A 12,575-nucleotide genomic window follows, 5' to 3' on the forward strand; every position below is an offset into this window, starting at 1 on the left:
AAAAACGATGACCGATGTACGCACACCTGCTGCCGAAAATCCTGCTGTAGACCGCACACGCAACAACGAAACCGCCCACAAGGGCTGGAGCAAATTCGACACCACCTGGATGCTCGGCCTGTACGGCACAGCCATCGGTGCCGGCACCTTGTTTCTGCCGATCAACGCCGGTGTTGGCGGCTTCTGGCCGTTGCTGATCCTGGCGCTGCTCGCCTTTCCGATGACCTTTTTCGCTCACCGTGGCCTGACCCGCTTCGTACTGTCGGGCCGTTCCGGTGACATTACCGAAGTGGTGGAAGAACACTTCGGCATCGGCGCCGGCAAGCTGATCACGCTGCTGTATTTCTTCGCGATCTTCCCGATCCTGCTGGTGTACAGCGTGGCGCTGACCAACACCCTGAGCAGCTTCCTCGAACACCAGTTGCACATCGCCCCGCCGCCGCGCGCGGTGCTGTCGCTGGCGTTGATCCTCGGTCTGATGGCCATCGTCCGTTGCGGTCAGAGCGTGATCGTCAAAGCCATGAGCGTGCTGGTCTATCCGTTCGTCGCCGCGTTGCTGTTGCTCGGCATCAGCCTGATTCCGAACTGGAACGGCGCATTCTTCGCCAGTGCTCAAGAACCGATGCAAATGTCGGTGTTCCTCAAGACCCTGTGGCTGGCGATCCCGGTGATGGTGTTCTCGTTCAACCATTCGCCGATCATTTCCGCGTTCGCCGTCGAACAGAAACAACGCTACGGCGAGCAGGCCGAACGCAAGAGCAGCGGCATTCTCGCCATGGCCCACGGGATGATGGTGGTGACGGTGATGTTCTTCTGCTTCAGCTGCGTGCTGGCGCTGTCGCCGGCGGATCTGGCAGCGGCCAAGGCGCAGAACATTTCGATCCTGTCGTACCTGGCCAACCATTTCCAGACCCCGGTCATCGCTTACGCCGCGCCGCTGATCGCGCTGGTGGCGATCACCAAATCCTTCCTCGGCCACTACATCGGCGCCAGCGAAGGCTTCCAGGGCATGATCGTCAAAAGCCTGCGCGGCCGCGGCCGGGTGATGTCGGCGAGCTGGCTGAACCGTGCGACCGCGCTGTTCATGATCCTCAGTTGCTGGGCCGTGGCGACCTTCAACCCGAGCATCCTCGGCATGATCGAAACCCTCGGCGGGCCGGTGATTGCCTGTCTTTTGTTCCTGATGCCGATGTACGCCATCCGTCGCGTGCCGGCCTTGCGCCAGTATTCGGGCCAGGTGTCGAACGTGTTCGTGGTGCTGATCGGCCTGATTGCACTGTCAGCGATCATCTACTCGGTTCTGCCCTGAAACGGGCCGCAAACGAAGAAGGCGAGCCATGGGCTCGCCTTCTTTTTGGCCGGTTTCATTGTTCGACAATATTCCCGGCATGTCCCTTGCTAGATCGCTGAAGGAGACAGGACCACGGAAGGGCCGATGGTCAGGTTTGGCGAACCAACCCGATCAAGGCCGGTCAACAACTGCACGTTCAATCAGGCGGTGACGCATCATGGACAATCCTTTTCAGATCATTACCGATGCCTTCGCGCCGGACTATCAGATCAACCTGAGCATTCAGGGGCTCGACGGCAGCATCATGCTGACCCTCTCCAACGGCGGGCGGATCGTCGCCAAAAGGATGATCAGCGCCGAACAGCGCAACGATCCCAAGCGCCTCAAACGCCTGGTGCAGAGCATTCAGTTCGGTATCGCCATCGAGCAGGGTCACAGCGCCATGGCGATCCTCGATGCCATGACCGGCAGTGGAATACCCCGCCCGACACTTCGAAAAAACAACCAGAACAGAACAGTACCTGGCCCGTAACCAATACTCAGCTTCCGGCCAGTGAATGGTTGCCGATGTTCCACGAAAAACATCGGCAGCCATCGGTTAAATAATGCGCAAAATGCTTGATGATCTAGATTCCAGGACTCAAGTAGCTCGTAAGAATACTGACAACGTACTCTCTCGATTCCTCAAGAGTCTGATCCACGGCCCATCCCAGATGAGCGCGCACAAAGTCACCCATAGCGCCATCGATATAATAGGCTTCCTCTGCCTTACCCAGAGTGTACAAATTGAACAGCACCGCTTTGAGATCATCCGGAATGCTTTCAATAAGCCGATTATTCGATGAGTAAACCAATGCCTTGCGTGGAGTTATCGCCAAGACAAGCAATAGTTCTCCATCAAACTTACCCCAACGCGCCGCAGGATAATTTGAACATAACAGCCGGTCTGAATCGAACTCGTACTCCCGTAACTCGACACTTGCCAGCCCCTCGGCAAAAGGTTTTCCATACCGACCGTCACTCTCATTCTTGATGAATAGACCAAGAGACACAGGCCCGAGATTACCCAGTTTCAGATAATCTGCTACGTGATCAACGTCTGCCTTTTTCAGGCCATCACGAATGGATTGCTCAGCGATTTCGGACAACTGGGGACGGATGTCCATGATTTTTAGAATCTTTGGATTACGCGCCTCCAGCAAAACCACGTAATTAGCCAGTTCTCGTAAATCTTCCGCATCGAATTCACAAACACTGGACGAGCGCGCCCTTTCTAAAACCTTAAACCCCGGAACATCTACTTGCGGGGTCACATGAGACGTTTCGGTTTCAAAGCGGCCATCAGGAAACTCTACTGTATAGAGATCATGTTCAGAGGCCACTCTGTCAAGAGACGCCTTTTGCACTTCAAGATCTCCGCCCCATGGTTGAAGCTTATATCTGTACAGCTTTTTTCCATCAAACGACCAGGCTTTTAGAAAGTGACGGGGAACGTAGTGATGGTTTTTGGGTGGGTTATCACTCATTTGAATTTATCCCAGACATACTTACGATCCAGAATACAAAACTGCAGTTTCCCGGCCGTTTGCATGTCGCCCTTGGGAAAGGCCAGGATATGTTCATCCGGCTTATTTCCCCGGCGCTGGTCGTACCATGCTCGATGAATACCTTTCAGCAAATGCTGGATGTAAATATTTCGATTTACATCCTTTCCACCTGTCCACAGGTATTTATTGACCTTATTGACGCTATCCGCTGCGAGATTATCGCCCTTGACCAGAAATCTATCGAAAACAATAACCGAATCCAACATTTCGTTCCAAGAGTACAAATGCTTTCTGGCTTTGATATCTATACGAGGCTTATAAAAGCTCTCGATTGCCGAATACACCTTATCCTTCATCGTCAAGACTTTGTCAGTCTCCGAATCAAACGCGACCAGCGTCAAATAAGGCTTTGGATATCCGCGTCCGCCTGCTCGTGCACCAATGGCGGATAACGCGGAGATTTCGTTTTCAAGCTGGCTTGCGTATAGAGTTCTTTTAACCGATATCGCCGCAATGACAGACTGCACAGGCAAGACAACCGCGTCGCCATACTTCATGAGTGGCGCATAAGTCGCCGCATCATAAAGGAGAATATCTATCTGCCGAGAGTTCCAGCCGCTATCGACATCGATGACAAAACCACTGCCTGCACCAATGCCCTGCGGGAGTTTCTCACGCAAAAACTGCATCAGTGCCAATTCGATAAAGCGGCCTTCCTCGCCCGAGTGCACCGATGCATTATTTTTCACATGAGGCAATAACGTTCGAAATAGATCGATCGTTTTCAACAACGCATCATGCTGATCGTTGATATATTTCTGAAAAGATTCTTTACTCAACTTTCAACTCCCTTTGCTTTCAGATCACTTCAACGACTTTACAGTCACTCTTAAATATTCGCTCAATTCTTCACCTGCTACAGTTCGCCTTTCTCGACTTCAGGGTGTTCTCCGGAACCCGCACCGAGTTTGCGCTGCGGCTTCTCGATTTTCACCGAAGGGAATTGCGACGAGGCGTAACGCACCACCAGGATAGAAAACGCCAGCAGCAGAATGCCGCCACACAGGTAGATAATGCCCATGTCCGGCGGGTTGTGGTGCGAGACGTTGGAGATCAGCAGGCGCGTCAGTGCGGTAATCGCCACGTAGATCAGGAAGCGCACCGGCATGTGGTTGGTCTTGAAGTAAATCCCGACCATCGCCCCCAGTTCCAGATAGATGAACAGCAGCAGAATGTCATCGATCTTGATGTGCCCTACCTCGAGCATCCCGAGAAACTCCATCACCGCCGCCCAGGCGGTTACCGCACCAATGGCGAACAGCGCCAGGTAGTGGAAGGTCTCGACGAACAGGTTGCCCAGGGACTCGGCCAGTTGATGCACGTTTTGCCGCAGTTTCTCGGCCCAGTTGATTTTCACGATGAAGGTTCCTTAGCCCGGTTCGAGCGGATGTTGCTTGTTGGACGTGACGGTTATTGCGCACGTACACAGATGCATGCAGAAAAGAGGCCACGCCATCATGGCGAGCCGCCGCGAAACCCGCGCCGTGGCGTTTGGTCGCACCTGTGCGCAGGCGCCGGGCTGACAAAATCCGAATCCGGTCTACATTGAAAAGCCACTACCCAAAGCGCAGGGATTCGCTTATCCTTTTCGCTGTATATAGATACAGTAGTCGCAAAGACAACTTAATGTGAAGGCATGTGAGGTGGTGAATGGCCGTCGAAGTGGTATACCGCAGCAGCCGAGATCTGGAGCGCTTGTTCATGGATAAAGCCGAAGCTGACCGTCATGACAAAATGCTCGAACTGGCCGAACTGTTGGCCGAAGTGCTGGAAAAAGCCGTTCCTTCGTTGAGCGAGCAGCAAGTGGAAGAAGTCGGAATCTTCATGGCGAAGAACCGCGATGTGTTCGCCCGGGCGTTCAAGAGCCAGCCTGACGCACTGTCGGAGCTGATCAACGCACCGGCCGAACCGGTTGTAGCGACCGAGACGGCAGACGCGACTGATGCGGCAGAAGCGCCAGTCAAACCCGCCAAAGCGGCGAAGACTGCAAAGTAAGCGACACTTGAATTGAATAGCCCCTGAGTTGAAAGACTCAGGGGCTTTTTCATGCCCGGACCAATCTCAGCGGTACAACACCTTTTCCGCCAGCTCGTCCGCCACCCGCGCGGGCGACCGTTTTTCCGCCTGGGCGTGGGCGAAGACTTCGGTCAACCGCGAACTGATTTTCGACAGGTGCGCAGTGATGGTCGTCAGTTCTTCGCCCCGATGCTTGAGGGAAACGTAGATCAGCCCGCCGGCATTGATCACGTAATCCGGCGCATACAGGATGCCGCGCCGCTCCAGTTGATCGGCGACGTCCAGATGCGTCAACTGATTGTTGGCCGAACCCGCCACCGCCGAGCAACGCAACTGGGTGACCGAGTGACTGTTGAGCACACCGCCGAGGCCGCACGGCGCGAGGATGTCGCATGGCGTGCTGAGCAATGCGTCGTTGGCAATCGGATGGGCGTTGAGCTGTTCCATCGCCAGTTGCACCTTGCCGTGGTCGATGTCGCTGACCAGCAGTTCGGCACCGGCTGCGTGCAGCTGTTCAGCGAGGGCAAAACCGACATTCCCCAGCCCCTGAATCGCCACGCGCAAGCCTTCGAGGTTATCGCTGCCCAGCCGCGCCATGGCTGTGGCGCGAATCCCGGTGAACACGCCCATCGCCGCATGCGGCGCGGGGTCGCCGGCCGAGGTGGTGCTGGTGACGTGCTGGGTTTGCTGGGCGATGCAATCCATATCCGCCACTGACGTGCCGCTGTCGATGGCGGTGATGTAGCGCCCGTCGAGCTGGTCGATGCAACGGCCGAAGGCTTCGAACAAGGCGCCGCGGTTTTCCACATGGGCCGGCCGCACGATCACGGCGACACCGCCGCCCTGGGCGAGGCCAGCCAGCGCGGCCTTGTAGCTCATGCCCTGGGCCAGGCGTATGGCGTCCTCGACCGCGGATTCGTCGTTCGGATAGGCAAGATAACGACACCCGCCCAGGGCTGGCCCGAGGCGACTGTTATGAATGGCAATGACCGCCTTCAATCCGGACACCGGATCAACGCTAAGGTGCAGCGATTCCAGGCGAGTGCTTTGCATGAGAGCGAACATCGGCAGGCTCCCGAATCACTTCTGGTAGACGCCAGTATAGGCTTGCGCCTGAAAATTGCTGAAGCGCGCCGGAATAAGCGCCGCCACCGATCGGAGGGTTGTGGCATAACCCGATGGCAGAGCGGCCCGGCACTGGACGAATGGCAAAGACGGGGCTAAAACGAGGCATGCCCCGGAGATTTAGATGAGTCCGCGCCAACGTTTCTTCGATTGTCTGCACCGTTCACCGCCCGCGCTGTTCGAAGCGGCGTTGTGGATGGCCGCCGAACACGACAAACAAGCCGACCCCGAAGCGCTGCTGCAGGAATTCAAGGAACTGCAGCAGCGGGTCAGTTATGGCTTGCCGTTGCTGCCGGTCAGCGAGCTGGCGCAACCGTTGCTGCGACGCATGACCGACCTGGGGTTTGCCCAAGATGATTTCGTACCGCTGCGCCCGCAGGCCGCGATGGTGCACAAAGTCATGCAGACCAAACGCGGTCAGCCGCTGGCGCTGGCACTGATTGCTCTGGAATTGGCCCGTGGCCTGGAGATTCCGCTGGTGGGCGTGAACTTTCCCGGGCATTTCCTGCTGAAGGTTCCCGGGGCCGATCACCTGCTTGATCCGTGCGGCGGGCGGCGTCTGTATCCGAACGACTGCCGCGAACTGCTGCATCGCCAGTACGGCCACCAGATGAAACTCAACGCCGACCACCTGCTGACTGCCGAACCGGTGCAGATGCTTCAGCGTCTGTCACGCAACCTGCGCCAGTTGCACCTGACCCACGACGACTTCATCGCGGCGCTGATCGATGCCGAGCGCGTGCTCGAGCTGGGCAATGCCAGCGCCGCCGACTACCTGGCGCGGGCCAGTCTGTACCAGCGCCTCGATTGCCCGAACGCTGAGCGTTTCGATCTGGAGCACGCGCTATTGCTCAGTGACGACCCGATTCAGCGACTTCGCCTGACGGAACGACTGGGGCATCTGCCGCCGAACGCGGTTGTCCACTGAGCAGCGCAGTGGCTGGTGAACGCACCTGAATGATCAGCAATGCCGCAATCACTGCCGGAATCGCACAGAAGAAGAAAATCTGCTCCACCGGAATGTGCATCGCCAGCAACAGGCTGCCGAACAGCGGCCCGAGAATCGAGCCGAACCGCCCTACTCCCAACGCCCAACCAGTGCCGGTGGCACGCACATGCGCCGGATAGAAATTGCTGGCGAACGCATTGAGCGTCAGTTGCCCGCCGATGATGCAGAACCCCGCCGCAAACACACAGGCCACCAGATAACGCGGGTTGTCGTGATTCAGGCCTAACAAAATCGTGCACACCGCCGCGCCAGCCAGCACGCCGGACAGCAGTCGCACCTTGCTTTTCAACCGGTCGGCGAACCACGCCATGCAGATCGCGCCCAGCGTGCCGGCGAACAGGAACATCGACGTCACCAGGTTCGCTTCGTTGAGTTTCAGGCCACTTTCCAGCAGCAGCGACGGCAGCCAGCTGATCATGAAATACAGCAGGATCAGGCTCACAAAAAACGTTGCCCAAATCAGCAAGGTCGGGCGTGCGTAACCGTTGCGGAACAACTCCACCACGGTCAGTTTGCTGCCCTGCTCGCGTTCGTTCTGCTCAGCCGATGCGGCGGGCGGTTGCCAGTCTGGCAGCATCCGTGCGGTGACTTTGCGCAGGCGCGTATACGGCGGCGCATCACGCAGCAGACGTGGCAGGGATTCGGGCAGCATCCACCAGAGAAACGGGAACAGCAGCAACGGCGTGACACCGCCGGCGAGGAACACTGCTTGCCAACCGAAACGGTCGATGAAGCCGGCCGCGACAAAACCACCTGCCGCACCGCCGAATGAAAAGCCGCACGCCGCCAGCGTCACCATCAACGTGCGCAGGCGTGGCGGTGAATATTCCGACATCAACGCCATGGCGCTGGGCATCGCGCCACCCATACCGATACCGCAGATGAAGCGCGCGATCATCAGGGTATTCAGGGAATCGGCGAACACCATCAGCACCGTGAGGCTGGCGTAGATCAGCACGCAGGCGAGCAGAATCCGTCGAACGCCGAAGCGGTCCGCCAGCGGCGTCACAGCGAGCGAGCCTAGCGTCAGGCCGAGCAGGTTCGCGCTGAACACCGGGCCGAATGCGGACTTTTCCAGGCCCCAGTCCTGGGCCAGCGCCGGCACCACGTAACCGAGCACCTGGGCGTCATAACCGTCGGTGACCAGCAACAAGGCGAGAAGGATCAGGAGCAACCACTGAAAGCGGGACACAGGACGGGCGTCGAGTGCCGCCCGAAAGCTGGCAATCTGGTTGTGCATCGCAAGGTACCTGTTTTGTTTTTATGTTTTTTTGCGGGTAACCGGAATGGCTCCCGTGCGCTGCACGGGAGCCATCAAATGCTACTTCGGCGTGTCCGGCTGATTCGCCGGATGCGCCGCAATGAATGCCGGATGCTCAGCCGCCAACGCGGCCACCCGACGAATCCGTGGATACGCCTCCAGCGAAACGTTGAACCGCTCGGCCGCGTACAACTGCGGAATCAGGTACACGTCCGCCACGCACGGCCACTCGCCGAAACAGAAGCCGCTGTCGCCGATCAACTGCTCCACCGTCGCCAGCCCCTGACTGATCCAGTGACCGATCCACTCGTTCACCTGCGGTTCGTCATGCCCCAGACCGCGCAGGCGATTGAGCACGCTGACGTTGTGCAACGGATGCACATCGCAGCCGATCACCGCCGCGACGCCGCGCACCTGGGCGCGGGCAACAAGGTCTTCGGGCAGCAGCGGCACCTGTGGATAACGTTCCTCCAGATACTCGATGATCGCCGGCGACTGAATCAGTAACTTACCGTCATCAGTGCGCAGCGCCGGCACCCGGCCCTGCGGATTGATCGCCAGGTACGCCGGTTGCCGATGCTCGCCACCGGGCGCTGCGATCAGATTGACCGGCAGCGCCTGATAGTCGAGACCCTTGAGTGCCAACGCGATCCGCACCCGGTATGACGAGGTGGAACGGTAATAGGTGTAGAGATCCATGAGCCGCTCCTGTCAGCGCGCCGCCAGCACGGTGCCACGGCATTCGCCGAAACCGATCGAGGCAAAACCTTCGCGGGCGCAGCGGGCGCGCAGGATGATTTCGTCGCCGTCTTCAAGGAATTTGCGCACTTCGCCGGACGCCAGTTCAATCGGCTTTTTGCCGCCCTCGGTGATTTCCAGCAGGCTGCCGAACTGACCGTTTTCCGGCCCGGACAAGGTGCCCGAACCGAACAGGTCACCGGCCTGCAACTGGCAACCGTTGACGCTGTGGTGCGCGACCATTTGCGCGACGGTCCAGTACATGTAGCGGGTGTTGCTCAGGGTCAGGCGATGGGCCGGCAGATTCTGCTCGCGCATTTTCTCGGTAAGCAGCAACACTTCCAGCTCGATGTCGAAACCACCGCCATCCTGATCGCGCTTGTCGAGCAGGTACGGCAGCGGCTGCGGATCACCTTGCGGACGCGCCGGTTGCGCGGTGCGGAATGGCGCCAGCGCTTCGGCAGTCACCACCCATGGCGAAACACTGGTGATAAAGCTCTTGGACAGAAACGGGCCGAGCGGCTGGTATTCCCAGGCCTGGATGTCACGGGCCGACCAGTCGTTGAGCAGGCAGAAACCGGCGATGTGTTCAGCGGCGTCACCAATGGCAATCGGCTCGCCCATCTCGTTGCCCTGACCGATCCAGATCCCCAGTTCCAGCTCATAGTCCAGACGCGCGCATGGGCCGAAGGTCGGCTCGGTCGCACCGGCCGGCAAGGTCTGGCCTTTCGGGCGGCGCACGTCGGCACCGGAGGCGCGCACGGTAGACGCACGACCGTGGTAGCCGATCGGCACGTGTTTGTAGTTCGGCAGCAGCGGGTTGTCCGGGCGGAACAGTTTGCCAACGTTCTGCGCGTGCTCGATGCCGACGTAGAAGTCGGTGTAATCGCTGATGCGCGCCGGCAGGTGCAGCTGGCAATCGGCGGCCAGTGGCAGCAGTTTTGCGCCCTGGGCTTCAATGTTGCCGCGATGAGTGCTGCCTTCGCTGAACAGTTCCAGCAGGCGTTCACGCAAGGCAACGCGGGCATCGCGGCCGAGCTCGAAGAAGGCGTTCAACTGACCGCCGCGCATGGCTTCGACGGCACTGCGCGCGACGCCGTCGAACAGACCGGCCTCCAGCGCGACTTGCAGATCGAAGATGTGTTCGCCAATCGCCACGCCCGCGCGTGGTGCCGAGCCGTTGTGGCTGAACACACCCAGCGGCAGGTTCTGCAGCGGGAATTCGGTGTGGCCGTTGGCCGAAGCGACCCAACTGCGGGTGATGGAATTCTGAGTCATGGGTTATCTCCGGGTCGGGTCGAACGTGGCGGGCAGCGTGGCCCAGCAGGCGTCGTAAGTGGATTGCAGTTGCGGGCAGTCGAGGGCAAAGCGGCTTGGGCGCAGCACCTGACTGGTCTCGAACATGAAGGCCATGGTGTTGTCGATCTTCGCCGGTTTGAGGTCCGCGTTGATGGCTTTGGTGCAGGTCTCGCCGTCCGGGCCGTGGGCGCTCATGCAGCTGTGCAGGGACGCGCCGCCGGGCAGGAAGCCTTCGGCCTTGGCGTCGTACTCGCCCTGGATCAGGCCCATGAATTCGTTCATCAGGTTGCGGTGGAACCACGGCGGACGGAAGGTGTTCTCGGCCACCATCCAGCGCGGCGGGAAGATCACGAAGTCGAGGTTGGCCAGACCGTGGACGCTGGTCGGCGAGGTCAGCACGGTGAAGATCGACGGGTCCGGGTGATCGAAACTGACGGTGCCGATGGTGTTGAAGCGGCGCAGGTCATATTTGTACGGCACGTTGTTGCCGTGCCAGGCGACCACGTTCAGCGGCGAGTGATTGAGTTCGGTGCCCCACAACTGGCCGAGGAATTTCTGCACCAGGGTGGTCGGTTGTTGCAGGTTTTCGTAGGCGGCGACCGGGGTCAGGAAGTCCCGCGGATTGGCCAGACCGTTGCTGCCGATCGGCCCCAGATCCGGCAGGCGCAGCGGCGCGCCATGATTCTCGGCGACATAGCCGCGAGCCTGCGGGTCGAGCAGTTCAACGCGGAATTTCAGGCCCCGTGGCAACACGGCGATTTCCAGCGGCGCCACGTCCAGAACACCCAGTTCGGTGGCGATCCGCAGGCGCCCCAGTTGCGGCACCAGCAGCAGCTCGCCGTCGGCGTTGAAGAACACCCGTTCCATCGAACGGTTGGTGCAATAGTGGTAGATGCTGATGCCGGCCGGTTTTTCGGCCGCGGAGTTGGCGGCCATGCTTACCAGGCCGTCGATAAAATCAGTCGGTTCGGCCGGGATCTCCAGCGGGTTCCAGCGCAGGCGATTCGGGGTGACTTCGCCCAACGGGCCGCCCGCCAGTTGCCGCTCCAGTTTGACGAATGCCGGGTGATTGGCCGACGGCTGGATCCGGTACATCCAGGTGCGCCGCGCTTCGCTGCGGGTCATGGTGAACGCGGTGCCGGAGAACAGTTCGGTGTACAGACCGTACGGGGCTTTCTGCGGGGAGTTCTGGCCGACGGGCAGTGCGCCGGGCAACGCTTCGGAGCTGAATTCGTTGCCGAAACCGGACTGGTAAGCCAGGGCTGAATCGAGGTTCATGGAGCCTCCTGAACAGGGAGTCGGCATGGCCGGACGCTCTGGATCAGAGGTCTTGGCACGCCGGGGTTATTTTTATCGTAATTCAATTACGCATAACGTAATTTGCCCGCTATCCAGCGTCAAGCTATAAAGACGGCCATTCGTTCCGGGACACGGCAGCACCATGGAAAAAACCAGCGACAGCAACGGCAAACAGAAAGTCCGCTCCGCCGAAGTCGGCACCGACATCCTCAAGGCCCTGGCCGAGTTGTCGCCGTCCACTTCGCTGTCGCGTCTGGCCGAACATGTGCAGATGCCGGCGAGCAAGGTTCACCGTTATCTGCAGGCCTTGATTGCCAGCGGTTTCGCCGAACAGAACACCGCCACCAACCACTACGGTCTCGGCCGTGAAGCGCTGCGCGTGGGCCTGGCCGCACTCAACAGTATGGACGTGCTGAAAGTCGCCGCCCTGCCGCTGGCCGAGTTGCGCGACGAACTCAACGAAACCTGTTTCCTGGCGGTGTGGGGTAATCAGGGCGCGACCGTGGTGCACATCGAACCGGCGGTGCGCGCGGTGACGGTAGTGACGCAACTGGGCTCGGTATTGCCGCTGCTCAGTTCCTCCACCGGCCTGGTCTTCGGCGCCTACCTGCCGCATCGGGAAAGCGACGAATTGCGCGAACAGGAAATCGCCAGCGGCGGCCATCCGCTGGCAGACGAAAAGGCCTATGCGGCGTTGTGCGAACAGATCCGCGAACGCGGTCTGCATCATGTCCACGGGTTGCTGATGCCCGGCGTCGATGCCCTGTCGGCACCGGTGTTCAACGCCCTCGGGCAGGTCGCTGCGGTGTTGACCATCGTCGGCCCGACCTCGCTGTTCCACGCCGACGAAAACGGCCCGGCGGCGCAGCGGTTATTGGCTGCGACGCGGGCCGTGAGCTGGCGGATGGGTTATCAGCCAGATTGACGAAG

Annotated in this window: 12 protein-coding genes and 1 pseudogene; 5 read left to right on the plus strand and 8 right to left on the minus strand. The window is 59.5% G+C overall.

Annotated elements, in window-relative coordinates; genetic code table 11:
* The first annotated feature begins 7 nt into the window (after window positions 1-7).
* Window positions 8-1,309, plus strand: a complete 1,302-nt coding sequence (locus tag M5G18_RS09885; protein WP_273899703.1) for an HAAAP family serine/threonine permease — start codon at window positions 8-10, stop codon at window positions 1,307-1,309.
* A gap of 199 nt (window positions 1,310-1,508) precedes the next feature.
* The gene (locus M5G18_RS09890) at window positions 1,509-1,823 is read left to right on the plus strand and encodes a DUF3509 domain-containing protein (protein WP_273899702.1); all 315 of its coding nucleotides are present in this window, start codon (window positions 1,509-1,511) and stop codon (window positions 1,821-1,823) included.
* 94 nt (window positions 1,824-1,917) lie between these two features.
* Here M5G18_RS09890 and M5G18_RS09895 read toward each other — a convergent pair whose 3' ends face one another.
* The 3 genes from M5G18_RS09895 to M5G18_RS09905 all read right to left on the minus strand — a co-directional run bounded on the left by M5G18_RS09895 (window position 1,918) and on the right by M5G18_RS09905 (window position 4,255).
* Window positions 1,918-2,817 (minus strand): DUF4238 domain-containing protein, encoded by a 900-nt coding sequence (locus M5G18_RS09895; protein WP_273899701.1) that lies wholly within the window; start codon window positions 2,815-2,817, stop codon window positions 1,918-1,920.
* Entirely contained in the window at window positions 2,814-3,677 is an 864-nt protein-coding gene (locus tag M5G18_RS09900) for a DUF6602 domain-containing protein (RefSeq protein WP_273899700.1), read from the minus strand. Before M5G18_RS09900 ends, M5G18_RS09895 begins: the two co-directional genes overlap by 4 nt.
* 77 nt (window positions 3,678-3,754) lie before the next feature.
* Window positions 3,755-4,255 (minus strand): phosphate-starvation-inducible protein PsiE, encoded by a 501-nt coding sequence (locus M5G18_RS09905; protein WP_273899699.1) that lies wholly within the window; start codon window positions 4,253-4,255, stop codon window positions 3,755-3,757.
* Between the two features lie 293 nt (window positions 4,256-4,548).
* Between M5G18_RS09905 and M5G18_RS09910 the strand changes: the two are divergent.
* A pseudogene (locus tag M5G18_RS09910) lies at window positions 4,549-4,803 on the plus strand (YebG family protein); the annotation flags it as partial.
* A gap of 156 nt (window positions 4,804-4,959) precedes the next feature.
* Here the strand turns inward: M5G18_RS09910 and M5G18_RS09915 are convergent.
* A complete protein-coding gene (locus M5G18_RS09915) occupies window positions 4,960-5,979 on the minus strand; it encodes a Glu/Leu/Phe/Val dehydrogenase family protein (protein WP_273899698.1) in 1,020 nt (339 codons plus the stop codon).
* 184 nt (window positions 5,980-6,163) lie between these two features.
* Between M5G18_RS09915 and M5G18_RS09920 the strand changes: the two genes are divergently transcribed.
* Window positions 6,164-6,967: a SirB1 family protein gene (locus tag M5G18_RS09920; RefSeq protein WP_085729665.1), complete on the plus strand. Its 804-nt coding sequence runs from the start codon at window positions 6,164-6,166 to the stop codon at window positions 6,965-6,967.
* Here M5G18_RS09920 and M5G18_RS09925 read toward each other — a convergent pair.
* From M5G18_RS09925 to hmgA, 4 genes are all read right to left on the minus strand, one after another.
* Window positions 6,891-8,288, minus strand: coding sequence for an MFS transporter (locus tag M5G18_RS09925; protein ID WP_273899697.1), 1,398 nt, complete (start codon window positions 8,286-8,288; stop codon window positions 6,891-6,893). The genes M5G18_RS09920 and M5G18_RS09925 overlap by 77 nt on opposite strands.
* A gap of 81 nt (window positions 8,289-8,369) precedes the next feature.
* Window positions 8,370-9,008 carry a maleylacetoacetate isomerase gene (gene maiA, locus M5G18_RS09930; RefSeq protein ID WP_273899696.1) on the minus strand — a complete coding sequence of 213 codons (639 nt, stop codon included), beginning with the start codon at window positions 9,006-9,008 and terminating at the stop codon, window positions 8,370-8,372.
* Between the two features lie 12 nt (window positions 9,009-9,020).
* Window positions 9,021-10,325 (minus strand): fumarylacetoacetase, encoded by a 1,305-nt coding sequence (gene fahA / locus M5G18_RS09935; protein WP_273899695.1) that lies wholly within the window; start codon window positions 10,323-10,325, stop codon window positions 9,021-9,023.
* Between the two features lie 3 nt (window positions 10,326-10,328).
* Window positions 10,329-11,624, minus strand: coding sequence for a homogentisate 1,2-dioxygenase (gene hmgA / locus M5G18_RS09940; RefSeq protein WP_273899694.1), 1,296 nt, complete (start codon window positions 11,622-11,624; stop codon window positions 10,329-10,331).
* 163 nt (window positions 11,625-11,787) lie between these two features.
* Between hmgA and M5G18_RS09945 the strand changes: the two genes are divergently transcribed.
* Window positions 11,788-12,570: an IclR family transcriptional regulator gene (locus M5G18_RS09945; protein ID WP_273899693.1), complete on the plus strand. Its 783-nt coding sequence runs from the start codon at window positions 11,788-11,790 to the stop codon at window positions 12,568-12,570.
* Window positions 12,571-12,575 lie beyond the last annotated feature (5 nt).

Origin of the sequence: Pseudomonas aphyarum, assembly GCF_028657055.1 — a bacterium.
GTDB lineage: Bacteria > Pseudomonadota > Gammaproteobacteria > Pseudomonadales > Pseudomonadaceae > Aquipseudomonas > Aquipseudomonas aphyarum.